Annotated in this window: 22 protein-coding genes and 2 tRNA genes; 3 read left to right on the top strand and 21 right to left on the bottom strand. The window is 66.6% G+C overall.

The genetic code is table 11. From position 1 onward, the window contains the following. Positions 1-108: 108 nt before the first annotated feature. The 13 genes from K6V06_RS17730 to K6V06_RS17670 form a co-directional block, all read right to left on the bottom strand. Positions 109-185: transfer RNA gene (locus K6V06_RS17730), tRNA-Pro, on the bottom strand. A 59-nt stretch (positions 186-244) separates the two neighbouring features. Then, complete coding sequence (locus K6V06_RS17725; RefSeq protein WP_222245443.1) at positions 245-676, bottom strand: MerR family transcriptional regulator; 432 nt, start codon at positions 674-676, stop codon at positions 245-247. 150 nt (positions 677-826) lie between these two features. Next, on the bottom strand, positions 827-1,243 hold the full coding sequence (locus K6V06_RS17720) for an integration host factor subunit alpha (RefSeq protein WP_222245442.1): 417 nt from the start codon (positions 1,241-1,243) through the stop codon (positions 827-829). 64 nt (positions 1,244-1,307) lie between these two features. Next, positions 1,308-3,752 (bottom strand): phenylalanine--tRNA ligase subunit beta, encoded by a 2,445-nt coding sequence (gene pheT, locus K6V06_RS17715; protein ID WP_222245441.1) that lies wholly within the window; start codon positions 3,750-3,752, stop codon positions 1,308-1,310. Positions 3,753-3,818: 66 nt separating this feature from the next. After that, positions 3,819-4,853 carry a phenylalanine--tRNA ligase subunit alpha gene (pheS, locus tag K6V06_RS17710; RefSeq protein ID WP_222245440.1) on the bottom strand — a complete coding sequence of 345 codons (1,035 nt, stop codon included), beginning with the start codon at positions 4,851-4,853 and terminating at the stop codon, positions 3,819-3,821. Between the two features lie 164 nt (positions 4,854-5,017). Then, positions 5,018-5,374: a 50S ribosomal protein L20 gene (gene rplT / locus K6V06_RS17705; protein ID WP_006575465.1), complete on the bottom strand. Its 357-nt coding sequence runs from the start codon at positions 5,372-5,374 to the stop codon at positions 5,018-5,020. 28 nt (positions 5,375-5,402) lie between these two features. Further along, the gene (gene rpmI, locus K6V06_RS17700; RefSeq protein WP_006575466.1) at positions 5,403-5,600 is read right to left on the bottom strand and encodes a 50S ribosomal protein L35; all 198 of its coding nucleotides are present in this window, start codon (positions 5,598-5,600) and stop codon (positions 5,403-5,405) included. Between the two features lie 156 nt (positions 5,601-5,756). Next, positions 5,757-6,278 (bottom strand): translation initiation factor IF-3, encoded by a 522-nt coding sequence (infC, locus tag K6V06_RS17695; RefSeq protein WP_222245488.1) that lies wholly within the window; start codon positions 6,276-6,278, stop codon positions 5,757-5,759. Positions 6,279-6,323: 45 nt separating this feature from the next. Beyond that, on the bottom strand, positions 6,324-8,231 hold the full coding sequence (thrS, locus tag K6V06_RS17690) for a threonine--tRNA ligase (protein ID WP_222245439.1): 1,908 nt from the start codon (positions 8,229-8,231) through the stop codon (positions 6,324-6,326). A 395-nt stretch (positions 8,232-8,626) separates the two neighbouring features. Continuing rightward, positions 8,627-8,703 (bottom strand) — tRNA-Val (locus K6V06_RS17685). 21 nt (positions 8,704-8,724) lie between these two features. Next, positions 8,725-10,947, bottom strand: coding sequence for a bifunctional (p)ppGpp synthetase/guanosine-3',5'-bis(diphosphate) 3'-pyrophosphohydrolase (locus tag K6V06_RS17680; protein WP_222245438.1), 2,223 nt, complete (start codon positions 10,945-10,947; stop codon positions 8,725-8,727). Between the two features lie 128 nt (positions 10,948-11,075). Beyond that, positions 11,076-11,438 (bottom strand): RidA family protein, encoded by a 363-nt coding sequence (locus K6V06_RS17675; RefSeq protein ID WP_222245437.1) that lies wholly within the window; start codon positions 11,436-11,438, stop codon positions 11,076-11,078. Positions 11,439-11,508: 70 nt separating this feature from the next. Beyond that, on the bottom strand, positions 11,509-12,393 hold the full coding sequence (locus K6V06_RS17670; RefSeq protein ID WP_222245436.1) for an alpha/beta fold hydrolase: 885 nt from the start codon (positions 12,391-12,393) through the stop codon (positions 11,509-11,511). Between the two features lie 250 nt (positions 12,394-12,643). Between K6V06_RS17670 and K6V06_RS17665 the strand changes: the two genes are divergently transcribed. Both K6V06_RS17665 and K6V06_RS17660 read left to right on the top strand, forming a co-directional pair. Continuing rightward, positions 12,644-13,420, top strand: coding sequence for a 3-hydroxybutyrate dehydrogenase (locus K6V06_RS17665; RefSeq protein WP_222245435.1), 777 nt, complete (start codon positions 12,644-12,646; stop codon positions 13,418-13,420). 89 nt (positions 13,421-13,509) lie between these two features. After that, entirely contained in the window at positions 13,510-13,968 is a 459-nt protein-coding gene (locus tag K6V06_RS17660; RefSeq protein ID WP_222245487.1) for a DUF411 domain-containing protein, read from the top strand. A gap of 44 nt (positions 13,969-14,012) precedes the next feature. On the opposite strand, the gene K6V06_RS17655 is transcribed toward K6V06_RS17660, so the two are convergent. The 8 genes from K6V06_RS17655 to K6V06_RS17625 all read right to left on the bottom strand — a co-directional run bounded on the left by K6V06_RS17655 (position 14,013) and on the right by K6V06_RS17625 (position 22,888). After that, positions 14,013-14,816, bottom strand: a complete 804-nt coding sequence (locus K6V06_RS17655) for a GntR family transcriptional regulator (protein ID WP_222245434.1) — start codon at positions 14,814-14,816, stop codon at positions 14,013-14,015. An 83-nt stretch (positions 14,817-14,899) separates the two neighbouring features. Beyond that, positions 14,900-16,579: an acyl-CoA synthetase gene (locus K6V06_RS17650; protein ID WP_255581926.1), complete on the bottom strand. Its 1,680-nt coding sequence runs from the start codon at positions 16,577-16,579 to the stop codon at positions 14,900-14,902. Further along, positions 16,576-17,913, bottom strand: a complete 1,338-nt coding sequence (locus K6V06_RS20790) for an MFS transporter (RefSeq protein WP_370637497.1) — start codon at positions 17,911-17,913, stop codon at positions 16,576-16,578. Before K6V06_RS20790 ends, K6V06_RS17650 begins: the two co-directional genes overlap by 4 nt. Beyond that, complete coding sequence (locus K6V06_RS17645; RefSeq protein WP_222245432.1) at positions 17,883-18,770, bottom strand: isocitrate lyase/PEP mutase family protein; 888 nt, start codon at positions 18,768-18,770, stop codon at positions 17,883-17,885. Before K6V06_RS17645 ends, K6V06_RS20790 begins: the two co-directional genes overlap by 31 nt. Continuing rightward, positions 18,767-19,882: a TauD/TfdA family dioxygenase gene (locus K6V06_RS17640; protein WP_222245431.1), complete on the bottom strand. Its 1,116-nt coding sequence runs from the start codon at positions 19,880-19,882 to the stop codon at positions 18,767-18,769. The genes K6V06_RS17645 and K6V06_RS17640 overlap by 4 nt, the downstream gene beginning before the upstream one ends. 35 nt (positions 19,883-19,917) lie before the next feature. Then, a complete protein-coding gene (locus K6V06_RS17635) occupies positions 19,918-20,934 on the bottom strand; it encodes a tripartite tricarboxylate transporter substrate-binding protein (RefSeq protein WP_222245430.1) in 1,017 nt (338 codons plus the stop codon). A gap of 597 nt (positions 20,935-21,531) precedes the next feature. Continuing rightward, the gene (locus K6V06_RS17630; RefSeq protein ID WP_222245429.1) at positions 21,532-22,170 is read right to left on the bottom strand and encodes a CoA transferase subunit B; all 639 of its coding nucleotides are present in this window, start codon (positions 22,168-22,170) and stop codon (positions 21,532-21,534) included. A gap of 13 nt (positions 22,171-22,183) precedes the next feature. Next, positions 22,184-22,888 carry a CoA transferase subunit A gene (locus K6V06_RS17625; protein ID WP_222245428.1) on the bottom strand — a complete coding sequence of 235 codons (705 nt, stop codon included), beginning with the start codon at positions 22,886-22,888 and terminating at the stop codon, positions 22,184-22,186. A 228-nt stretch (positions 22,889-23,116) separates the two neighbouring features. On the opposite strand from K6V06_RS17625, the gene K6V06_RS17620 reads away from it, so the two are divergent. Beyond that, entirely contained in the window at positions 23,117-23,662 is a 546-nt protein-coding gene (locus tag K6V06_RS17620; protein ID WP_222245427.1) for a PAS and helix-turn-helix domain-containing protein, read from the top strand. Positions 23,663-23,682: the final 20 nt, after the last annotated feature.

The following is a 23,682-nucleotide window of genomic DNA, read 5'->3' as shown; positions in this document are numbered from 1 at the left end:
TGTGCGCCGGGTGCCACTTCGCCTAACACGATTTTATATCAAGTTAGACAACTGCATCCAAGTTAGACAAAAGGCCTAGCGAGAAAACCCGCTAGGCCTTGATTTTACTGGTCGGGGCGAGAGGATTTGAACCTCCGACCACCTGCACCCCATGCAGGTACGCTACCAGGCTGCGCTACGCCCCGAAAGCACAAAAGTATAACAGAAGCATCATCGCCTTGGCTAGAACCGAAGGGCCACTTTTTTAGCCCTTTGCCGCGATCTGCTTCAGCTGGGCCAGCACGAGCTGCACCTGCTCCAGGTCGCGGCGCAGCGAGCCCACATCCACCGTCGGCGAGGCGACCACGGGCAGCGCTTCCGCTGCCGGCTCCGCAGCATCCATGGAGGCCGACGTAGCGTGCTGGCGCGCGTCGTCAAGCCGGTTGCGGGCGCCATTGATGGTGAAGCCCTGCTCGTAGAGCAGTTCGCGGATGCGCCGGATCAGCAGGACTTCGTGGTGCTGGTAATACCGGCGGTTGCCGCGGCGCTTGACGGGCTTCAGTTGCGTGAATTCCTGCTCCCAATACCGCAGCACATGGGGCTTGACGGCGCAAAGCTCGCTGACTTCCCCGATGGTGAAGTAGCGCTTGGCTGGAATGGGCGGCAAGGTGACGCGCTCGCTCGATTTATCCGACATGCGGTGGACGGACGACGGGGTTCAGGCCGGGGCGCGGCCGGGTGAATGGGCGCGCTTGTGTCGGCGCGGGAACAGCAGGATACCGAGCAGCGGCGTGGCGGGCAATCGTCCAAAGGATGACCTCGGGACGCTGGACCAGCCACGGCGTAATCAGCCGTTGGCGGCGATACCGGCGCGTTCCTCGACCAGGCTCTTGAGCTTCTGGCTGGCGTGGAAGGTGACGACCCGGCGTGCAGTGATCGGGATGATCTCGCCCGTCTTCGGGTTGCGCCCGGGACGCTGCGGCTTGTCGCGCAACTGGAAGTTGCCGAAGCCGGACAGCTTGACGCAGTCCCCCTGCTCCAGGGCTTCGCGAATCACGTCGAAGAACGCTTCGACCATGTCCTTCGATTCGCGCTTGTTCAGGCCGACCTGATCGAACAGCATCTCGGCCAGTTCAGCCTTGGTGAGCGTCGGGACTTCTGTCACGCGGGCCTCCGGCAGTTCGTCTGTCAGGGGAGCCGCGTGCCGGTCGCCAGTCTCGCCAAATGCTGCGTCGGTCATCAGAATCGCGTGTCGGTCGTTCATGTCGTTCAGGCTGCCAGCCGCCCGGATACGGATGTCCGGGCGGTCGATGGTGCAAGGCGGGTGGCTAGCCGCGCAGGCGAGCGCCGAAGCTGGCGGTCGCGGCTTCGACCATGCAGCGCACGGCGCTGTCGACGGTCTCGTCCTGGAGGGTCGCCCCAGTATCTTGCAAGGTCAGACGGAAGGCAAGGCTTTTCTCGTCGGCCCCGATGGCGGTGGAAGCGGCCTTGGGACGGAACTCGTCGAACAGCACGAGGCCCTGCAGATAGCCCCCGTACCCCTGCTTCTGCAGCGCGTCGCGCATGCTGTCGAGCAGGTCCTGGACCCGGGTGGACTGCTTGACCACCAGCGCCAGATCGCGCACCGCCGCAGGGAAGCGCGAGATCTCGGTGTAGGCCGGCAGGCCGCGCTGGCGTAGCGCGGCGAGGTCCAGTTCGAAGACGACGGGCGCATGCGTCAGCTCGTACGCCTGCAGCCAGCGCGGGTGCAATTCGCCGAGGATGCCGATCGCCTTGCCGTCCAGCAGCACGCGGGCAGCGCGCCCCGGGTGCAGGGCCGGATGGTCGACCGGTTCGAAGCGGGCCTGATGGGGCGCCAGCAGGCTCTCCACATCGCCCTTGACGTCGAAGAAGTCGACCTGCCGGGTGGGCAGGCCCCACTGCTCTTCGAATGCCGGGCCGTAGGCGATGCCGGCTACGCGCATCGGCTGATCGTAGCCCGCTACGGTGAGGCCGCCATTGACCGTCGCGGCGTCGCGCAGGAAGACGCGGCCGACCTCGAACAGACGCACGCGGGAGGCCTTGCGGTTCAGGTTGTAGCGCACCTTGTCGACCAGTCCACCGATCAACGTGGAGCGCATCACGGCGAGCTGGCTGGCGATGGGATTGAGCAGCCGGATGGGGTTGTCGTTGGCGGCGAAATCGCGCTCCCACTTCTCTTCGACGAAGGCGAAGTTGATGACTTCCTGGTAGTCGCGGGCGGCAACGGCGTGGCGCACGGCATGGGCGGAGCGGCGCGCTTCGTCGGTCGGCCGCATTTCGCTGATGGCGACCGGGGGACGGGCGGGAATGCGCTCGAAGCCGTAGATGCGGGCGACCTCCTCGATCAGGTCCTCTTCGATCTCGATGTCGAAGCGGTAGCTGGGCGGCGTGACCTCGAACACGGTACCGTCGGCGCCTTCGCCGCGGGTGAACGACAGGCCGAGGCGTTCGAATACGGCGGCGATTTCGTCGGACTGCAGCGGGATGCCGAGCACGCGCTCGGCGCGCGCGACGCGCATGCGCACCGGCTGGCGCTGTGGCAGGTTGACGATATGGTCGTCGATCGGACCCGCCTGTCCGCCGCAGATCTGCAGGATCAGCGCGGTGATGCGCTCGATGTGCTCGACGGTGGTGGCGTAGTCGACGCCGCGCTCGAAGCGATGGCCAGCATCGGTCGAGAAGTTGTAGCGGCGCGCGCGGCCCTGGATCGCTTCGGGCCACCAGAAGGCGGCCTCCAGGTAGATATTGGTGGTGTCGTCGGAGACGGCGGTGCTGTCGCCGCCCATGATGCCGGCCAGGCTTTCCAGGCCGCTGTCGGCGGCGATGACGCCAACGGTGTCATCGACGGTAATGGTGTTGCCGTTCAGCAGCTTGATCTGTTCGCCGGCGCGACCCCAGCGCACCTCCAGTCCGCCTTCGATCTTGTCGAGGTCGAACACGTGCGACGGCCGGCCGAGCTCGAACATGACGTAGTTCGAGATGTCGACCAGTACCGAGACGCTGCGCTGGCCGGCGCGCGCCAGTCGCTGCACCATCCAGTCGGGCGTGGCGGCGCGTGCATTGACGCCGCGGATGACGCGGCCGGAGAAGCGGCCGCACAGGTCGGGCGCGGACACGCGCACCGGCAGGCGGTCGTCGATGGTGACAGGCACCGGCGTCATGTCGGGCAGCGTCAGCGCTGCGCCGGTCAGCGCGGCGACTTCGCGGGCGACGCCATGCACCGACAGGCAATCGGCCTTGTTCGGCGTGAGCTTGATCTCGAAGACCTGGTCGTCCAGATCCAGATAGCCGCGGATGTTGCTGCCCACCGGCGCGTCTTCGGGCAGGACCATCAGGCCCTCGTGATCTTCGGACAGCTTCAGTTCGCGCGCCGAGCACAGCATGCCGTAGCTCTCCACGCCGCGCAGCTTGCCAACCTTGATCTCGAAGGGCTTGCCGCCCTCTTCCGCCGGCGGCAGGACGGCGCCGACCAGCGCGCAGGGCACGAGGATGCCGGGGCGGACATTGGGCGCGCCGCAGACGATCTGCAGGGTTTCGCCGGTGCCGGCATCGACCTGGCAGACGTTGAGGCGGTCGGCATTGGGATGGCGCTCGGTGGCGAGCACGCGAGCGACCACGATCTTGTCGAACGGGGGCGCGACCGGCTTGACCTCCTCGACCTCGAGTCCGGCCATGGTGAGCCGGTGCGAGAGTTCGTCGGTGGTGAGATCGGGATTTACGAAGCTGCGAAGCCAGGATTCCGAGAATTGCATGACGCTACTGGTCCGGTGGTGTTCTAGATTGGGCCGCGGCAGCCGATGGCTGCGGGGGCGGCAAGGTCAGGCGAATTGCTTGAGGAAGCGCACGTCGCCCTCGAAGAACAGGCGCAGATCGTTGATGCCGTAGCGCAGCATGGTCAGGCGCTCCAGGCCCGAGCCGAAGGCGAAGCCGATGTAGCGCTCGGGGTCCAGCCCCATGTTGCGCAGCACGTTCGGGTGCACCTGGCCGGAGCCGGAGATTTCGAGCCAGCGGCCGTTGCCAAACGCCATGTCGATTTCGGCCGACGGCTCGGTGAACGGGAAGTACGACGGGCGGAAGCGCACCTGGATGTCGTCGCGCTCGAAGAACTTGCGCAGGAAATCGGTATAGACGCCCTTCAGGTCGGCGAAGCTGACGGTCTCGCCGATCCACAGCCCTTCGACCTGGTTGAACATCGGCGAATGGGTGGCGTCGCTGTCGACGCGGTAGGTACGGCCCGGGCAGATGACCTTGATCGGCGGCATCCGGTCCTGGCCGCGATACTTCTCGACGTGCATGCGCGCATAGCGGACCTGCATCGGGCTGGTATGCGTGCGCAACAGCAGCAGCTTGCCGTCGCTGTCGCGGCCGTCGACGTAGAAGGTGTCCTGCATCGAACGCGCCGGATGGTTGTCCGGGTTGTTCAGCGCGGTGAAGTTCATCCAGTCCGTCTCGATTTCCGGACCGTCGGCGACATCGAAGCCGATCGAGCCGAAGATCTGCTCGACGCGTTCCCAGGTGCGCATCACCGGGTGCAGGCTGCCGCGCGCAACGGCGCGTCCGGGCAGCGTGACGTCGATCGCTTCGGCGGCCAGCCGTTCGTTCATCAGCGCGTCGGCCAGCGCCTGGCGGCGCGCCTGCAATGCGCCCTCGACCTGCTGCTTGGCCTGGTTGATCCGTGCGCCCTGCTCCTTGCGGGTTTCCGGGTCGAGCTTGCCCAGCGTCTTGAGCAATTCGGTCAACGCACCGGTCTTGCCGAGAAAGCGGGCTTTCTCGTTTTCCAGCGTGGCGTTGTCGGTGGCGGCGGCGAAGGCGGACTGCGCTTCAGCGACGATTTGATCCGGATCCAGTGACATGGCGGGGTGGACGGCTAGTTTGGGTGTTCGAGTGGCCGGCAGGCGCCGGACCAAAAAAAAACGGGGCTCATTGCGGAGCCCCGTTTCGGCGGCCCCTTGCGGTGGCCGCGGTCGACCTTGCGGTCTATGCTTGCGCCCGGTCGCTTGCGCGACCGGAACCGGCATCAGGCAACGGCGGCTTTCACCTGGTTGACGATGGCGGCAAAGGCAGGCTTGTCGTGAATTGCCATGTCCGACAGCACCTTGCGGTCCAGCTCAATCGAGGCCTTCTTCAGACCGTTCATGAACACGCTGTAGGTCATGCCATGCTCACGCGTCGCGGCATTGATACGCGCAATCCAGAGTGCGCGGAACACGCGCTTCTTGTTGCGGCGATCGCGGTATGCGTACTGGCCAGCACGCATGACCGCCTGCTTGGCGATACGGTAGACATTATTGCGACGGCCGCGGTAACCCTTGGCAGCGTCGATGACTTTCTTGTGACGGGCCCGTGCAGTGACCCCACGCTTTACTCGAGGCATGTAATTCTCCTTTCGTTGTCGTCAGGGGTTATGCGTAGGGCATCATCGCGCGAACGGACTTCAGGTTCGTCTCATGGACGTCCTGGGTGCCGCGCAGTTGACGCTTGTTCTTGGTGGTCTTCTTGGTCAGGATGTGACGCTTGAAGGCCTGGCCACGCTTGAACGAACCGTTCGGACGTGCAGTAAAGCGCTTGGAAGCGCTTTTCTTCGTCTTCATCTTCGGCATGAAAAACTCCAGCTCTTTGACATGCATGCAGGTGGACGGCTGGCGCCGACGCTTGCAAGACCCGCATCCACTTGTTGTTGCGCGCCCGCGAGCGGGCCACGCCGTTTCAGCCCGACGAGGCGCCGGTTCGCACCGGCGCTCCATCGCGCAAAACCCTTACTTTTTCTTCTTCGGGGACAGCACCATGACCATCTGGCGCCCTTCCATCTTCGGCATCTGCTCGACCTGACCCACTTCCTCCAGATCGGCCTTCAGACGCTCCAGCACGCGCGCACCGATCTCCTGGTGGGCCATTTCCCGACCACGAAAACGCAGCGTGATCTTGGTCTTGTCGCCGTCTTCCAGGAATCGCTTCAGATTGCGCAGCTTGACGTTGTAGTCGCCATCATCCGTGCCAGGACGGAATTTGACTTCCTTCACCTGGATGATCTTCTGCTTGAGCTTGGCCTCGTGGGCGCGCTTGGACTCTTCGTACTTGAACTTGCCGTAGTCCATGATGCGGACGACGGGGGGAGACGCATTGGGAGCGATCTCCACCAGATCCAGGTCCTTGTCCTCGGCCAGACGCAATGCGTCCATGAACTTGACGATGCCAAGCTGCTCGTTGTCAACCCCGACCAGCCGCACTTCGGGCGCACTGATCTCCCGGTTGATGCGATGTCCTTTGTCCGTAGCGATGTTCCGTTACCTCACGAAGAAAAAAAACAAGCCGTGCACTTCCCTTCAGGCCTTGTTGGCGACGTCGTTCTGCAGACGGTCCACAAACGCGGAGACGGGCATTACCCCCAGATCCACGTTGCCACGGGCACGCACGGCCACTTGATTGGCGTCCCGCTCCTTGTCTCCGACCACGATCAGGTACGGAATCTTCTGGAGCGAGTGCTCGCGGATTTTATACGTAATTTTCTCGTTGCGCAAATCCGCCTTGGCCCTAAACCCTTGTTTTCGCAGCAGTTCCACGACATTTGCTGCGTATTCCGCCTGCGCCTCGGCGATGTTCATCACCACGACCTGCTCCGGAGCGAGCCAGGCCGGCAGCGCGCCCGCGTGGTTCTCCAGCAGGATGCCCAGGAAGCGCTCGAAGGAACCCAGGATGGCCCGGTGCAGCATGACCGGCCGCTTGCGGCCGTTGTCCTCTGCGACGTATTCAGCACCCAGACGCTCGGGCAGCACCAGATCCAGCTGCAGCGTGCCACATTGCCACGAGCGGCCGATCGCGTCCTTGATGTGGTACTCGACCTTCGGGCCATAGAACGCGCCCTCGCCCGGCAGCTCCTCCCATTCGACGCCGCAGGCACGCAGCGCCAGGCGCAGGCCTTCCTCGGCGTGATCCCAGATCTCGTCCGAGCCCGCGCGCTGCGCCGGCCGCAGCGACAGCTTGACGGCGACGTCCTTGAAGCCGAAATCGTCATAGACGGCGAAGGCCAGTTCATTGAAGGCCTTGGCCTCGGCGACGATCTGCTCCTCCGTGCAGAAGATATGGGCGTCATCCTGCACGAAGCCGCGCACGCGCATCAGGCCATGCAGCGCGCCGGACGGCTCGTTGCGGTGGCAGGAGCCGAACTCGGCCAGGCGCAGCGGCAGGTCGCGGTACGAGCGCAGGCCGTGGTTGAAGATCTGCACATGGCCCGGGCAGTTCATCGGCTTGATCGCGTAGTCGCGCTTTTCCGACTCCGTGACGAACATGTTTTCCTTGTAGTTCGCCCAGTGGCCCGACTTTTCCCACAGCGTACGGTCCATCACCTGCGGCGTGCGCACTTCGTCGTAGCCCGCCTCCGTCAGCCGGCCCCGCATGTATTGCTCGACCGCCTGCCAGACCTGCCAGCCCTTGGGGTGCCAGAACACCATGCCCGGCGCCTCTTCCTGCAGGTGGAACAGGTCCAGCTGCTTGCCGAGCTTGCGGTGGTCGCGCTTCTCGGCTTCTTCCAGCATGTGCAGGTAGGCTTCCTGGTCTTCCTTCTTTGCCCAGGCCGTGCCATAGATCCGCTGCAGCATCTCGTTGTTCGAATCGCCGCGCCAATAGGCACCGGCGACCTTCATCAGCTTGAAGACCTTCAGCTTGCCCGTCGACGGAACGTGCGGGCCGCGGCAGAGGTCGACGAACTCGCCCTCGCGATACAGGCCGATCTGCTCGTCCTGCGGAATCGACGCGATGATCTCGGCCTTGTACTTCTCGCCCATCGACTCGAACAGACGCACGGCCTCGTCGCGGCTCCAGACCTCGCGCGTCACCGGCTCATCCTTCTTCGCCAGCTCGGCCATCTTCTTCTCGATCGCGGCCAGATCTTCGGGCGTGAAGGGACGCTTGTACGAGAAGTCGTAGTAGAAGCCGTTGTCGATCACCGGGCCGATCGTGACCTGGGCATCGGGATACAGCGACTTGACGGCGTAGGCCAGCAGGTGCGCCGTCGAATGGCGGATCACGTCAACCCCTTCCGGGTCCTTGTCCGTGACGATGGACACCTGCGCGTCGCGGTCGATCAGGTAGCTGGTATCGACCAGCTTGCCGTCGACCTTGCCGGCCAGCGCGGCCTTGGCCAGACCGGCGCCAATGCTCTGGGCGACCTGGGCGACCGTCACCGGTTCGGGGTATTCGCGGCGGGAGCCATCCGGCAGCGTGATTGCGATCATCTTGCACCTCTAACAGGGTTCCGCCACGGCCGGCCTGTGGCACGGGCGGTGTACAGCAATTGCGACGGAGCGGTTGCGCCGGCCTCGGCACCTTGCGCCAGCAATCGCCGGCGTCGGCCGAAGCGTCGCAACGACGTTCGATGGGCTGCCCGTCGAGACGGGCGCCCGGCAGATTATCAGGACGCTGGCAGGCGACAGACGAAAAAAAACGCGGCCAAGGCCGCGTTTTTCTGAATTTCACCCCGAGAACCCTCGGGACAATTCGGGACGAATGCGCACCTCGACTACTGTCGCTTGCCAGCGGTAGTAGTTCGCGGTGTCATAACCATGGCGTCTTCGTTCCGTTTGTCGGGGTTGAACTTCAACTTCCGGGTACTGCCTGTACTGCAATTCGTTGGTAGGCTCGATTGGACTCGAACCAACGACCCCCACCATGTCAAGGTGGTGCTCTAACCAGCTGAGCTACGAGCCTAGTGAAGACGCAAGTATAGCATCACTTCCGTTTTGCCTGCAATACCCCTGCCACCTCTTCGATGATCTGCATCGCGCGTTGCAGCTGCGTCGCCTCGGACACCTCGGCGGTGAACTGCATCTTCGCCACGCCCTTGCTGCTCAGCGTCTTCACGCCAGTCACATTGATCTTCTCGCGCGAAAGCACCTCCGAGATGTCGCGCAGCAAGCCCTGGCGGTCGATGGCCTCGACCTGGATGCCGACCGGATAGACGGCGTCGCTCTTGATGCCCCACTCGGTGTGGATCACCCGCTCGGGGGCACGCGCGGACAGCTGCTGGAACGTGGTGCATTGCCGGCGATGGATCGAGACGCCGCGTCCGCGCGTGACGAACCCCACGATGTCGTCCGGCGGCGCCGGCTTGCAGCAGCGCGACATCTGCGTCATCAGCGAATCGACGCCGACCACCAGCACACCGCTCTTGGCGCCGCGCGCGACACTGGTCGCGCGGCTCTTCTTGGTGACCGCCGCTTCCTCGTCGATGGGCGAACGCTCCTCCCCCTCGGGGTGGCGCAGCGCGTGCTCGACGTGGCGCAGGCTGTATTCTTCCTTGGCCACCGCCGCATAGAGTTCGTCGGGCCCCTTGAAGCCGCAACGCGCCGCCAGCGCATCCAGGTTGACGGCGGTCTTGCCCTCGCGCTGCAGCGTCTTGTCGATCAGCGCGCGCCCCTGCGCCAGCGTCTCCTGCGAGTCCAGCGCGTTGAACCAGGCCCGCACCTTGGCGCGCGCACGGGGGCTGGCGAGGTAACCGAGATCCGGATTGAGCCAGTCGCGCGACGGCCCGCCCTGCTTGACGGCAATGATCTCGACCGTCTGCCCGTTCTTCAGCGGCGTATTGAGCGGGACCATCGCACCGTCCACGCGGGCGCCGCGGCAGCGGTGGCCGAGGTCGGTATGCAGGTAGTAGGCGAAGTCGACCGGGGTCGCGCCCTGGGGCAGCGCCACCACGCGGGCCTGCGGCGTCAGCGTGTAGATATGGTCGTCGATCGCCGCGTGCTTGAGCTGCTCCCAGGGCGATTCGTCGTGGGCGACGGTGTGGTCGGCATCGTCCTTCCACGCGAGCAGTTGCCGCAGCCAGGCGATCTTCTCGTCGTAGCTCTCGTTGGCCAGCACCTGCCCCGCATAGGCCTTGGCGCCGGCCTCCTTGTAGCGCCAGTGCGCTGCGATGCCGTACTCGGCGAAGTGGTGCATCTCCTGCGTGCGGATCTGCACTTCGAATGCGCGGCCGTCGTCGCCGATCACCACCGTATGCAGCGACTTGTAGCCGTTGGGCTTGGGGCGCGAGATGTAGTCGTCGAACTCGCGCGGGATCGGCTGCCAGACGTGGTGCACGATGCCGAGCACCGCATAGCAGTCCTTGATGTCGTCGACGATCACCCGGAAGGCGCGCACGTCATAGAGGTCGGCGAAGTCGACGTTCTTGCCGCGCATCTTCTTCCAGATGCTGTAGATGTGCTTGGGCCGGCCGCTGACCTCGGCACGAATGCCGGCCGCGGCGAGCTCCTGCTGCAGGCGCTCGATCGCCTGCGCGATATAGCCTTCGCGCTCGATGCGCTTTTCGTCCAGCAGGCGCGCGATCCGCTTGTAGGTATCGGGCTGCTCGAAGCGGAAGGCCAGGTCCTCCAGCTCCCACTTCATCTGCCAGATGCCGAGCCGGTTGGCCAGCGGCGCGTAGATGTCCAGCGTTTCCCGCGCGACGCCGGGCAGCGGCGGGGTCTTGGTCTGCGCGAGCCAGCGCAGCGTCTGCAGGCGGGACGCCAGCCGCACCAGCACGACGCGGATATCCTGGGCGAAGGCCAGCAGCATCTTGCGCAGCGCCTCGACCTGCTCGTGGCGCGCCTGCACCTGGTCCCGGGAGGGCTCGGCGACCTCTTCGCGATTGACCGCGATGGCGCCGATGCGCAGCAGTTCGCGCACGCCGTTGACCAGCCGTGCCACTTCGTCGCCGAAGCGTGTCGCGATCTCGCCCTCGGTATCGGGCACGAAGGCGGCGACGGCAAACAGGCAGGCCGCCGCCCGCGCGGCATCATCCACGCGCAGGCCATCGAGGATGCGCAGCATCCCCTCCGCATGCGACACCACGCCTTCGCCGGTGGGCAGCGTCGTCTCGCTGCCCCGCTCGCGGGCGAACGCCAGCGCCTGCTCGACCAGGGCCACGTCCGGCGTTCCCGCCGTCTGCCCCGTTACATCGGTCGACGTCACCATCTCGACAAGATCTCTCCGCCTTCAACCATGCTGCTGCCGCGCTTTCCCTCTCTCTCCGGCGCCCTCTCCCCCTGCCCCTCTCCCGCGGACGGGAGAGGGGCAGGCCGAGGTCAGCGCGGCGCTGTCGCCTATGCGTTCAATGCCGCGCTGACCACCACCTCGATCAGATAGCGCGGATCGGCCAGCTTCGCCTCCACGGTGGCGCGCGGCGGCGTATTGCCCTGCGGCACCCACTCGTCCCAGACCTCGTTCATCTGGCCGATCAGCGCGATGTCGGCCAGGAAGATCTGGCAGGTCAGGATGCGGGTCTTGTCGCTGCCGGCCTCGGCCAGCAGGCGGTCGATATGACCCAGCACCTCGCGGGTCTGCGCGCGGAAATCCGCCTCGGGATTGACCTCGGGGACCTGGCCGCCCAGATAGACGACACCGTTGTAGACGGCGTATTCGGAGAGGCGTTTGCCGACGTGGGCGCGCTTCAGTTCAGTGCTCATGGTGTGGATTCGATGCTGTCGCGCCCTCGCGTCGGGCGCGTGTTTCAGGTTCGATGCGGTGCCGACCGAATCAGCCGGCGCCGAGAAAAAAGTCCCTGGCGATGGCGATCTGCGCCGGATCGACGAAGGTCGGCGCGTGGCCGACATCCTCGATCTCGATCGAGCGCACCGACTGGCCGCGCTGCACCATTTCGGCCGTCGTCTCGCGCGTCAGCAGGTCCGATTGCGCGCCGCGCACGATCAGCACGGGCGCCTGGATCGCCTCGAAGAATCGCCACATCGCGGCCTCGGAGGCCGCCGCCATTTCCGGGGTGATGCCGCGGAAGGGCTCGGCCAGCGCCGGGTCGTAATGCAGCCCCCATTCCAGCCCTTCGTTGCCCTGCACCGGCTTCAGGATAGCGGCATTCAGCTCGCGCCACTGCTCCGGGGTGTGCCGGCCGAAGGAAGCGCTGATGGTCTGGAGGTAAGCAAGCCCTTCCTCGAAGGTGCGAAAGCGCACCGGCAACCCGAGGTAGGCGCCGATGCGCTCCAGCGCCGACGGCGCGATGCGTGGACCGACATCGTTGAGCAGCAGCTTGCGCACGGGACTGCCGGGCAAGCCCGCAAGGCCCATGCCGATCAGGCCGCCCATCGAGGTACCGAACCAGTCGACCTTCTCGACCTGCAGCCGGGCGATCAGCGTGACCATGTCGGACACGTACTGCGGCACGATGTAATGGCGTGGATCGGCCAGGCGATCGGAGTTGCCGCGTCCGGCGACATCGGGGCAGACCACCCGGTACTCGCCGCACATCTCGCGCGCGAGGGCGTCGAAATCGCGGCCGGTGCGGGTCAGCCCGTGCACGCACAGCAGGACCTTCGGGTTGGCCGGGTCCCCCCACTCGTGATAGGCCATGCGGTGCAAGCCCGCGGGACTGAAGCACTGGACAAAGCCGAGGCGCGGACTGGCTGACATTCTCACTCCCCTCTCTTGTGGCGGACGCCGGTGCCGGCGTCGATGACAGCCCCTGGCGGGGCGGATGGGTAAAGCCGGATTGTACGCCCCCGGCGCTACAATGCGACAAGCCGACCTGGCCGACGTGGCCGCGCATCCGTGTCCTTGCGCTCCCGCGGCGCCGGGGCAGGCAACACGATGAGGCCGCAGTGCCAGGCGGCGGCGCTGGCGGGATTCGCCGCGCCATTCACCCTACTCGACGGAGGCAACCATGCTGAAGGGCAAGACGGCGCTGGTCACCGGCTCGACCAGTGGTATCGGTCTGGGCATCGCACAGGCACTGGCCGCGCAGGGCGCGAACCTGATCCTCAATGGCTTCGGCGACGCCGACGGCGCCCGCCGCGAGGCCGAGCAGGCTGGCAACGGCATCCGCGTCGGCTATCACGGCGCCGACATGAGCCGGCCCGCGGAGATCGAGGAGATGATGCGCTACGCGGACAGCGAGTTCGGTGGCGTCGATATCCTCGTCAACAACGCCGGCATCCAGCATGTGGCCAACATCGAGGACTTCCCGGTCGAGCGCTGGGACGCGGTGATCGCCATCAACCTGACCTCGGCCTTCCACACCACGCGGCTGGCCCTGCCCGGCATGAAGCAGAAGAACTGGGGCCGCATCATCAATATCGCGTCGGCGCACGGGCTGGTGGCGTCGGCCCAGAAGTCGGCCTATGTCGCGGCCAAGCACGGCATCGTCGGGCTGACCAAGGTCACCGCGCTGGAGACGGCGCAGACCGGCATCACGGCCAACGCGATCTGCCCCGGCTGGGTGCTGACGCCGCTGGTGCAGAAGCAGGTCGATGCGCGCGCCGAGCGCGAGGGCATCCCGGTCGAGCAGGCCAAGCGCGAACTGGTGATGGAGAAGCAGCCCTCGGGCCAGTTCGTCACGCCGCAGGAGCTCGGCGCGCTGGCGGTGTTCCTGGCCAGCGATGCCGCCGCGCAGGTGCGAGGGGCGGCGTGGAACATGGATGGAGGATGGGTGGCGCAATGAGCAAGCGAAGCGTTTCGCGATCGATCGGGGTGGCGATGCTGGACCCATCGCGGCCGTTCTCGCCGCCTGTCACGCGCCGGCAGGCGCTGATGCTGCTCGCCGCCGGGGCCGCCAGCGCGGCGGCGCTTGCCGTCGTGCCGCGCGCGGCGCTCGCCTCCACGGCGGCGCCCGCCATCGAAGTCTTCAAGAGCCCGCTGTGCGGCTGCTGCGAGGGCTGGGTGTCGCACCTGCGGCAGAACGGCTTCGCGGCCACGGTGCGCAATGTCGAGGACACCGGCGAGCACCGGGCGCGGCTGGGCATGCCGGAGCGGTTCGGTTCGTGCCACACCGGCGTGGTCGAGGGCTATGTGCTCGAAGGCCATGTGCCGGCGGCCGATATCCGCAAGCTGCTGGCCGCGCGGCCGAAGGCAACCGGACTGGCGGTGCCGGGCATGCCGGTGGGCTCGCCCGGCATGGAGCAGGGAGACCGCCGGGACACGTACGACGTGCTGCTGGTGCGGGCCGATGGCACGGCCAGCCGATTCACGCACTATCCTGGCAACCGCTGAGAAGTCGCTGACGCCAGCGCCGCTGCGCCCCCGCGGCGGCGCTCCTAGCCGCCCTCGGAGGGGCCGCGCCAGGCCCGGTCCAGCACCATCCGGTACGAGAAGCGCTCGGCCGGATGCACCGACAGCGCCATCTCGATCAGGCGTCCGTTCGCATCGCGGTACTGCCGGTTGATCCACAGCCCGGCAGTGCCGGGGTCGACCTGCAGGAGCGCGGCGATATCGGCGGGCAAGGCAGCGGCGTGGATCACCTGCTCGATGCGGGCAATCGCCACGTTGAACTGCTGCTCGATCAGGTGGAACACCGACGCTTCGATGTCCTGCTCGGCCCCCTGCACGCCGCGAAAATCGGGGTGCACCCACACTTCGTTGTAGCAGATCGGCGCGGCCGCGGCCTCGCCGGTGCGCACGCCGCGAATGACCAGCCAGCGTTGGCCGAGGAACGGTTGCAGCGTCGGGTCGGCATCCTCGCCGATCTCCTGCAGCTGGCGGGATACCACGCGCATGCGCGTGGTCGCGGCGTACTGCAGCAGGTCGCCCACCTTCCCTACCGCCAGTTCATATCCCTGCCTCGCCCGCGACGCGGTGACGACCGTACCGATGCGCGGCGTACGGCTGATCAGGCCAAGGCGCGCCAGCCGGTCGATGGCGGCTCGCACGGTATGCCGGCTGGCACCGAATTGCTTGCACAGTTCCATCTCGGTCGGCAGCTTGCCGCCGACCGGATAGGTGCCGTTCTCGATCTCGCTGCGCAAGGTGCGGGCGAGCGCGTGATAGCGCGGGCCCCCGGCGCCCGGCGTCTCGGCGGCGGCCGGCTCGGCGTCGTGATCGAAGGGTGCAACACGTTCCATATCGGCGAGTCGTCAATGCGGCAAAGGTGGCGTGCAGCATAGCGGTGGGCCGCCCCCGCGGCAAGCCGGGGGCAGTCCTCCCGCTACGCCAGGGCGTCGGTCGATTTCACCTGGGAGCGCAGCACGAATTTCTGGATCTTGCCGGTCGATGTCCTGGGCAAGGGCCCGAACACGACCTGCTTCGGGACCTTGAAGCGTGCCAGGTTGGCGCGGCAGAACTCGATCAGTTCGGTTTCGCTGGCCTGCGCGTCGGGCTTGAGCTCGACGAAGGCGCACGGCACCTCGCCCCACTTCGGGTCCGGCATGGCGACCACCGCGGCGAGCATGACGGCGGGATGCCGATGCAAGATGTCCTCGACCTCGATCGAACTGATGTTCTCGCCGCCGGAAATGATCACGTCCTTGCTGCGGTCGCGAATCTTGACGTAGCCGTCGGCATGGACGACCGCCAGGTCCCCGGTATGAAACCAGCCGCCCGCGAACGCCGCGGCGGTGGCGGACGGGTTCTTCAGGTACCCCTTCATCACGATGTTGCCGCGGAACACCACTTCGCCGATGGTCTCGCCATCCCAGGGGACCGGCTGCAGCGTCGTCGGGTCCAGCACGGTCATGGCCTCCTGCAGCGGGCCGGGCACGCCCTGCCGCCCGATCATGCGGGCGCGCTCGTCGGGCGGCAGCGCGTCCCACTGCGGTTGCGGCTCGCAGATGCCGGCCGGACCGTAGACCTCGGTCAGTCCATAGACGTGGGTCAGGTCGATGCCCATTGCCGTGCAGGCCTCGATCACCGCGGCCGGCGGCGCCGCGCCGGCAATCTGGCCCTGGATGCGATGGCCAATGCCTTCGCGCATCTGCGCCGGCGCATTGACCAGCATGCTGTAGACGATCGGCGCACCGCACAGATGGGTGATCCGGTGGCGGCGCACCAGGTCGAAGATCACGGCCGGATCGACCCGCCGCAGGCAGATGCTGGTACCGGCGACCAGTGCCATCGTCCAGGGGAAGCACCAGCCATTGCAGTGGAACATCGGCAGCGTCCACAGGTAGACCGGGTGCCGCGGCAGCGGCCAGTTGATGGCATTGTCGGCGGCATTCAGATAGGCGCCGCGATGGTGGGTGACCACCCCCTTCGGATCGCCGGTCGTGCCGGAGGTGTAGTTCAACGCAATCGCGTCCCACTCGTCGGCCGGTCCGCTCCATGGCGCCTCGGGATCGCCCTGCTCCAGCAGCGCTTCGTAGTCGAGCTCGCCGATCGGCGGACCCGGCGGCGCCGCGTCGTCGTCCACGCGCACCAGCAGGGGCCTGGGTCCACGCAGCAACGCCATTGCCTCGTTGACGACCGCGGCGTATTCGGGATCGACCAGCAGTACGCGCGCTTCGCCATGGTCGAGCATGAATGCGATGGCAGGGGCATCGAGCCGGGTGTTGAGCGTGTTGAGCACGGCGCCGGTGGCCGGTACGCCATAGTGGGCCTCGAACATCGCCGGCACATTGGGCAGCATCGCGGCGACGGTATCGCCCCGGCCGATCCCCCGGGCCCGCAGTGCGCTGGCCAGGCGCCGGCAGCGGATGAAGACCTCGCTCCAGCTCCATTGGCGCTCGCCGTAGACGAGCGCGACGGCGTGCGGGTGGACCAGCGCCGCGCGCGGCAGAAAGCTCAGCGGCGAGAGCGGGACATGGTTGGCGGCGTTGCGGTCCAGGCCGCTGTCGTAGGGGTTGCGGGCACTGTCGGCGCGGTCGCCGCTGTCGGAGATGCGGGATGTCATTGACGCTCCTTTGGTACGGCGTTGTCGCCAGCGGCAAGGGCCTGCCTGCCGGCGCGGCGTAACAGCGCGATCGCCAGCGCCGGCATGGCGGCCAGCGCGCCATACGCCAGTCCAAGACTGCCGGTGCCCTGGGCCAGATAGCCGAAAGCGGGCGGACCGGCTACCACGCCCAGATAGGTGAAGAACAACGCGCCGCCGGTGGCCGTGGCGACACGCCCGGGCGGCGCGAGCCGCGCCACCTCGCCCAGATAGACGCCATTCCAGCCGATGGCCGTGGCGCCCAGCGCGGCAGCCGCCACGGCAAGCGCCAGGGCGGGCCACTGCGCGCTGAAGCATGCCGCGGCCAGCAAGGTGACGGCCATCAGCATGCCCAGGGCGACCAGCACGCCGCGCGGCGAGCCGGTCCGGTCGGCCAGATGGCCCCAGGCGATCCGCCCCGCGACGCCGGCGCCCTGCGTGACAGCGTAGACCATGCCGGCTTCGGTCAGCGAGATACCGACCTCGTCGGTCAGGAACACCATCAGGTAGCCGCTCACCGAAAGCTGGCAGGCGGAGAACAGCACGGAGACGGTGACCAGCGCGCGCAGGCTGGGACTGGAGAGGGCGTCGGCGATGGGGCCGGCCAGGTGGCGGGCGGCTCGGGCGGCCATGCCGGGCTGCGGCTGCGCTCTCCCCCGGCCCCTCTCTGGCGAGCGGGAGAGGGAAGGAACGGCGCGCACGGCGTCGAACTGACGCCGCAGTGCCTGCGCCAGCAGTGCCACGGCCGTGCCCGCGGCGGCGAGCATGTAGAGCGCGGCCTGCCAAGACCACAGCGCCGTCAGCGGCGGCAGCGCCAGGCCGCCGAGCAGGCCGCCCAGCGGCACGCCGGTCTGCTTGAGCGAGAACACCAGGCTCATTCGCTCCGGCGAGGTGGTGCGCGCAAGGATCTGCGAGCTGGCCGGCGTCACCGGACCGTAGCCCAACCCGAGCGCCAGCGCGGCCGGCAGGCGCAGCCATGGCTCGGCGCTGGCCAGCATGCACAGCGCGGCTGCCTGGATCAGCAGCGACAGTTGCGACGTCCGTACCGGCCCCAGCCGGTCCACCAGCGCGCCGCCGCAGATGCTGCCGATCATGCCGCCGACATACACCAGCGCGAGAAACACGCCGACGCTGGCCAGCGCCACGCCCGGGATGGCCGGCGCCAGCACCGCGAAGGCAAGCGTGCCGGCCGTGGCCATCATCTGGATGGCCAGCGTGCAGGCAAGCGTGCCGGCCACCATGACGGCGGCGCGCCGCCGGCTGGCCCCCGCCTGCGCCACCATGGTCAGGAAGCGTGCCGCTTGTCGAATTCCCACACCGATTCGAAGTCCATCAGCGTATTGAAGCGCGGAAAGTCATAGAGCTTGTCGCCGATCCCCAGCGACGTGCGGTGCGTCTGCAGGTGGGAGTACGCGTCCTCCAGCGCCTTGCCGGCGGCCAGGAAACCGATGGCCGGGTAGATCGCGATGGCAAACCCCATCTGCTCCAGCGTCTCGGCCGGCAGCACGGGGGTGCGGCCGGTTTCCACCACGTTGACCAGCAACGGCAGGTCGAAGGTCTTGCCGATCGTCTCCAGTTCCTGCTCGGACTCGGGCGACTCGACGAACAGGATGTCCGCCCCTGCCCGCGCATAGGCTTCCGCGCGCCGCAGCGCTTCGTCCAGGCCCAGCGTGGTGCGGGCATCGGTGCGGGCCAGGATCAGGAAGTCGCGGCTTTCCCGCGCTTCGACCGCAACGCGGATCTTCTTGACCATGTCCTCGGTGGCGATGACGCGCCGGCCGGGCGTATGGCCGCACTTCTTCGGAAACTCCTGGTCCTCCAGCTGGATGACGCTGGCGCCCGCGCGCTCGTAGCCGCGCACGGTATGCGCGACGTTGAGCAGCCCGCCGTAGCCGGTATCGCCGTCGCAGATTACCGGCATCGGCGCGGCCGAGCAGAAGGCGCCGACCCGGTTGACCATGTCGGTGTAGGTGGCCAGACCCGCGTCAGGCAGCCCGAGATAGGACGCCACCGTGCCGTAGCCGGTCATATAGAGGCAGTCGAACCCCATCCGCGCGGCGATGCGCACCGAGATCATGTCGAACACGCCCGGCGCGGCGATCAGGCGCTTGCGCGCCAGCAGCTCGCGCATGCCGGGACGGGTGGATTGCTGCGGCTTCTCGACTGCGCTCATGCTGCCTCCTTCTCGGGATAGATGCGCAACTGCATGCCGTGCGCGCGCGCGATGCGCGCCTCGAACGCACGGATCTCCGGGGTAATGCCCATGCCGCGAAAGCCCCCGCGCACACAACGCGTCTCCACGTCCTTGTACGCGTCCTGCCAGCCGTGCGGCAGCGGCTGGCCCTGCGGCAGCGACAGCCAGAGCCGGAACAGATGACGCTTGCGGTCCGGCTCGTCATAGTCCTCGTATTCGGTGCGCGAATGCAGCACGATATGGTTGTTGACCAGCTGAATGTCACCGGGTTGCAGCCACATGTGGTAGCACAAGTCGTCGCGCGCCAGCAATTCGTCGAACAGGTCGAGTGCCTCGATCTGCTGTGGCGTCAGGCGCGGAATGTCGGCGAAGGTCTGCTGCGCGCCCTTGATATGGTTGCGGATATGGCGGCAGGCAAAGTGGCCGTCGCGCACACCGAAGATCGGCGCGCTGTAGTACGGCGCTTCCTCCGGCGCCTGCTCGCCCTGGCGGCTGAAGATCATCGGCGCATACAGCTGCGCGGCGAGATCGGGCTGCAGCCGCACCATCTCGTTGTGCGCGGCGATCGAACTGGAGATCAGGCTGGAGCCGCCGCTCCTGGCCGTGCGCACGCAAAAGAGGCCGACCATGTCACTGCCATCGGCGTGGAAATCCAGGCCCGAGCGCGTGTTGTAGCCGCGCCCGGTGGCCGAGCGATAGGTGCCACCGGCATCGCGCACGTCCGACATGAACTGGCTGGCCTTGCCTTGAGGACGGGGTACGCCAAGCACGAGACCGATGCCCCAGAACAGCGTGCGCAACTCGTCGCGGCTCCAGCGATCGACCGGAAAGCCGCGCAGCAGCTTGAAACCGAACCCGCCCTGCGTCTCGTCGACGATGCCGACCAGCGTGTCGCGCACCGCCGCATCGAGCGGAAAGTCCTCGACCGACATCTCGAACATGCCCTTGCCGGTGCCCAGCGCGTGCCGCAGCGCATCTTCGAGCGCGCCGATCTGCGCTTCGGTGAGCGGATGAATCCAGCTGTCGTCCTGTTCGACATCGCGGCGGGTCCAGCCGCCGGCAACGGGACGGATCGAATCGGTGGTCGTCATGGTGCTCTCCATGGTCTGGTGGTTCATCTGGCGCTTCATTCCGCTTGCAGATTCACTTCCTGGGCCAGGCGCTGCCACAGCTGGAAGTCCTTCTTCACTTCTGCGTTGAACTGGTCGACCGGCTGCGCCACCGGGGTGGCGGCCTGCTCGGCGAGAATGGCCTTCATCTCGGGCGCCATCACTACCGCATGCACTTCCTTCTGCATGCGATCGAGCGCGGCCTTGGGCGTCTTCGCGGGGGCGTACAGGCTGTACGAGGTGTAGACCTCGAAGTCCTTCATGCCCGATTCGATCATGGTCGGCACATCGGGCAGCGCCGGCGTGCGCTCGGCGCCAGTGACGGCGAGCGGCCGGAGCCTGCCGGAACTGATGAACGGCATCGCCGTCAGCACGCTGGTCACGCCCACGGTGGTAACGCCGCCGACGACGTCGGTCATCAGCGGCGCGCCGCCCTTGTAGGCGACGTTGACCATGTCCAGGTTCTGGTACTTGTTGTACATCGCGCCGACCAGCCGGGTCATGTTCTCCGAGCTGCCGTACGAGTACTTGCCGGGGCTGGCCTTCACGTGGCGGGCGAACTCGACCGCGTTGGTCACCGGCAGCTCCGACTTGGCGACGAAGACCAGTGGCGACTTGGCAACCATCGTGACGCCGATCAGATCGTTGAAGGTGTCATACGGCATCTTCTTGTACAGGATCGGATTGAGCAGATGGGTGTTCACCACCAGCACATAGGTGTGCCCGTCCGGCGCCGACTTGGCGACATGGTCGGTGCCGATGATGCCGTTGGCACCGGGCCGGTTCTCCACCAGCACCGTCTGCTTCAACCGCGGCGTCAGTTTCTCCGCGAGCTTGCGCGCCACGATGTCGGTGCCGCCGCCGGCCGAATACGGCACGACGATCTTGACCGTCTTGTCGGGAAACTCGGCATGGGCGGCCAGCGGCATTGCGGCAGTGACAGCGGCAACGGCAGCAGCGGCAAGCGCCAGTGGCGGGGACATCGGCGAAGCGAGGGCGCGGGAGCCGCGGCTCCCCTGCGAACGGAAGGGCATGCTTGTCTCCTCTGTGGTGAGGTGGGAAGTCCGGTGGACCGGAACGAAACCACTGTTTGTCCTATTCGTTTATTTGTACGGACAAATCATGGAAACAAGCATAGGCGCGGCTGCGGAAGCAGGCAAGGCGCATCGTCGTGTGGTTTACCCTTGCGGCCGGGCGGAAAGAAAAAACCCCGCCGTGCTACCGGCGGGGCTGCTGACGTCCCGCGAACGCGGGGAACCAGTGGCGCTTGAAGACGCTGGACTCCCGCTTTCGCGGGAACGACGCGTTGGTCGTTCGAGCCAGGTCAGCATTCCGTCGTCCCCGGGCACGCGGGGACCCAGTGGCTCTTGAAGACGCTGGGTTCCCGCTTTCGCGGGAACGACGGGTTGGTCGTTCGAGCCAGGTCAGCATTCCGTCGTCCTTCGCAAACGCAGGGAACCAGTGGCGCTTGACGACGCTGGGTTCCCGCTTTCGCGGGAACGACGCGTTGGTCGTTCGAGCCAGGTCAGCATTCCGTCGTCCCCGCGCACGCGGGGACCCAGTGGCTCTTGACGACGCTGGATTCCCGCTTTCGCGGGCACGACGCGTTGGTTTGTCCAGGACGGACGGGATCAGCGCAGCGGCGCCCCGGTCTTTGCCTGGATCTCCTCTCGGCTGACGCCCGGTGCGGTTTCCACCAGCTTCAGCCCTTCCTCGGTAACGTCGATCACGCCCAGGTCGGTGATGATGCGGTCGACCACGCCGACACCGGTCAGCGGCAGCGAGCACGACTGCAGGATCTTCAGGTCCTCGGTGCCGTCCTTCTTCTTGGCGGTATGTTCCATCAGCACCACCACGCGGCCCACGCCGGCGACCAGGTCCATCGCGCCGCCCATGCCCTTGACCATCTTGCCGGGGATCATCCAGTTGGCCAGGTCGCCCTTCTCGCTGACCTGCATTGCGCCAAGGATGGCAAGGTTGATATGCCCGCCGCGGATCATCGCGAACGAGTCCGCCGACGAAAAGATCGACGAACCCGGCAGCGTCGTCACGGTCTGCTTGCCGGCATTGATCATGTCGGCGTCGACTTCCTCCTCGGTCGGGAAGGGACCGATGCCCAGCAGCCCGTTCTCGGACTGCAGCCACACCTCCACGCCGGGCGGCACATGATTGGCGACCAGGGTCGGCAGGCCGATCCCCAGGTTGACGTAGAAGCCGTCCTGCAGCTCGCGCGCCGCGCGTGCCGCCATTTCGTCTCGTGTCCAGGCCATGATGTCGGTCTCCTCAGGCGGTGGCGGCACGCACGGTGCGCTGTTCGATGCGTTTTTCGGGATTGGCGTTCAGCACGATGCGCTGCACGAAGATGCCCGGCGTATGGACCTCGTCCGGGTCCAGCTCGCCAGTCTCGACGATCTGCTCGACTTCGGCGATGGTTACCTTTCCCGCCATCGCGCACATCGGATTGAAGTTGCGCGCGGTGCGGCGGAAGACCAGGTTGCCCGATTTGTCGGCCTTGAAGGCCTTGACCAGCGCGACGTCGGCGCGCAGCGAGCGCTCCATCACGTAGGTTTCGCCATCGAACTCACGGGTCTCCTTGCCCTCGGCGACGATGGTGCCCACGCCAGTGCGGGTAAAGAAGGCCGGAATGCCGGCGCCGCCGGCGCGCAGCTTCTCGGCCAGCGTGCCTTGCGGGGTGAATTCCAGCTCCAGTTCGCCGGCCAGGTACTGGCGCTCGAACTCCTTGTTCTCGCCCACGTACGACGAGATCATCTTGCTGATCTGGCGCGTGGCGAGCAGCTGGCCCAGGCCGAAGCCATCCACACCGGCATTGTTCGAGATGCAGGTCAGACCCTTGACGCCGGTGTCGCGCAGCGCCGCGATCAGCGCCTCGGGAATGCCGCACAGGCCGAAGCCGCCGACGGCGATGATTTGCCCGTCGCGGACAACGCCATCGAGCGCCGCGGCGGCGCTGGCGTAGACCTTGTTCATGGTTTATCTCCTTCCTCGGTAGGGATCGTGCGCTTGCCCTGCAGGCCCGCCGCATAGACCGGCGTGCCGTCGGGGTAACGTTACAATCGGGCTGGCAAGGACACCGATCCGGTGGTGGCGCCCCTGCCGGCCCAGTTCTTGTTGGCGGGCCGGTCCAGTGGACCGCAGCGCTCCAAAGGATACGCAAGCGCCGCAATGGATGCCAGTACGTATAAATACATAAGGACAATGCCTGCCATCGATTACCAGACCGCTTTCCAGCTGGCCCCGGTGGGACTGGTGCTGTCCCGGGAGCGGCGCATCGAGGACTGCAACGACGAGGTGTGCCGGATCTTCGGCACCACCCGTCAGCGGCTGCTGGGCCAGTCCTTCGAAGTGTTATATCCGAGCCCGGACGAATTCGAGCGGACCGGCGAGCGGATCATTCCCATCATGAACGCGCGCGGGCTGTACTCGGACGAGCGGATCATGAAGCGGGCCAATGGGGAGCTGTTCTGGTGCCATGTCACCGGCCGCGCGCTGGACCGCAGCAAGCCGCTGGGGCCGGGGATCTGGACTTTCGAGGATCTGTCGCAGAAGCGGCAGGTCACCGCCGAGCTGACGGCGCGCGAGCGGGACATCGCGGCACAGCTGGTCGAGGGCAAGACCAGCAAGCAGATCGGCAAGTCGCTGTCGATCAGCCCGCGAACGGTGGACATCTACCGGGCCCGGCTGATGCGCAAGTATGGCGCGCACACCGCGGTGGATCTGGTGCAGCGGCTGATCAATCATTGAAGTGTTGCGGCCCTCGCGCG

Source organism: Cupriavidus sp. AU9028 (genome assembly GCF_019795295.1).
In the GTDB taxonomy this organism is placed as follows: Bacteria; Pseudomonadota; Gammaproteobacteria; order Burkholderiales; family Burkholderiaceae; genus Cupriavidus.
This window is presented reverse-complemented; position numbering and strand designations above follow the sequence as displayed.

Bases quoted from the DNA above. Each gene is read 5' to 3' on its own strand.
- K6V06_RS17670 (WP_222245436.1), bottom strand. From the start codon at position 12,393: ATGTCAGCCAGTCCGCGCCTCGGCTTTGTCCAGTGCTTCAGTCCCGCG.
- K6V06_RS17640 (WP_222245431.1), bottom strand. From the start codon at position 19,882: ATGACGACCACCGATTCGATCCGTCCCGTTGCCGGCGGCTGGACCCGC.
- K6V06_RS17680 (WP_222245438.1), bottom strand. From the start codon at position 10,947: ATGGTGACGTCGACCGATGTAACGGGGCAGACGGCGGGAACGCCGGAC.
- K6V06_RS17675 (WP_222245437.1), bottom strand. From the start codon at position 11,438: ATGAGCACTGAACTGAAGCGCGCCCACGTCGGCAAACGCCTCTCCGAA.
- K6V06_RS17720 (WP_222245442.1), bottom strand. From the start codon at position 1,243: ATGAACGACCGACACGCGATTCTGATGACCGACGCAGCATTTGGCGAG.
- K6V06_RS17635 (WP_222245430.1), bottom strand. From the start codon at position 20,934: ATGCCCTTCCGTTCGCAGGGGAGCCGCGGCTCCCGCGCCCTCGCTTCG.
- K6V06_RS17630 (WP_222245429.1), bottom strand. From the start codon at position 22,170: ATGGCCTGGACACGAGACGAAATGGCGGCACGCGCGGCGCGCGAGCTG.
- K6V06_RS17660 (WP_222245487.1), top strand. From the start codon at position 13,510: ATGCTGCTCGCCGCCGGGGCCGCCAGCGCGGCGGCGCTTGCCGTCGTG.
- pheS (WP_222245440.1), bottom strand. From the start codon at position 4,853: ATGTCACTGGATCCGGATCAAATCGTCGCTGAAGCGCAGTCCGCCTTC.
- rplT (WP_006575465.1), bottom strand. From the start codon at position 5,374: ATGCCTCGAGTAAAGCGTGGGGTCACTGCACGGGCCCGTCACAAGAAA.
- K6V06_RS17650 (WP_255581926.1), bottom strand. From the start codon at position 16,579: ATGACATCCCGCATCTCCGACAGCGGCGACCGCGCCGACAGTGCCCGC.
- K6V06_RS17725 (WP_222245443.1), bottom strand. From the start codon at position 676: ATGTCGGATAAATCGAGCGAGCGCGTCACCTTGCCGCCCATTCCAGCC.
- K6V06_RS17665 (WP_222245435.1), top strand. From the start codon at position 12,644: ATGCTGAAGGGCAAGACGGCGCTGGTCACCGGCTCGACCAGTGGTATC.
- thrS (WP_222245439.1), bottom strand. From the start codon at position 8,231: ATGATCGCAATCACGCTGCCGGATGGCTCCCGCCGCGAATACCCCGAA.
- K6V06_RS17645 (WP_222245432.1), bottom strand. From the start codon at position 18,770: ATGAGCGCAGTCGAGAAGCCGCAGCAATCCACCCGTCCCGGCATGCGC.
- K6V06_RS17655 (WP_222245434.1), bottom strand. From the start codon at position 14,816: ATGGAACGTGTTGCACCCTTCGATCACGACGCCGAGCCGGCCGCCGCC.
- rpmI (WP_006575466.1), bottom strand. From the start codon at position 5,600: ATGCCGAAGATGAAGACGAAGAAAAGCGCTTCCAAGCGCTTTACTGCA.
- pheT (WP_222245441.1), bottom strand. From the start codon at position 3,752: ATGCAATTCTCGGAATCCTGGCTTCGCAGCTTCGTAAATCCCGATCTC.
- K6V06_RS17620 (WP_222245427.1), top strand. From the start codon at position 23,117: ATGCCTGCCATCGATTACCAGACCGCTTTCCAGCTGGCCCCGGTGGGA.
- K6V06_RS17625 (WP_222245428.1), bottom strand. From the start codon at position 22,888: ATGAACAAGGTCTACGCCAGCGCCGCCGCGGCGCTCGATGGCGTTGTC.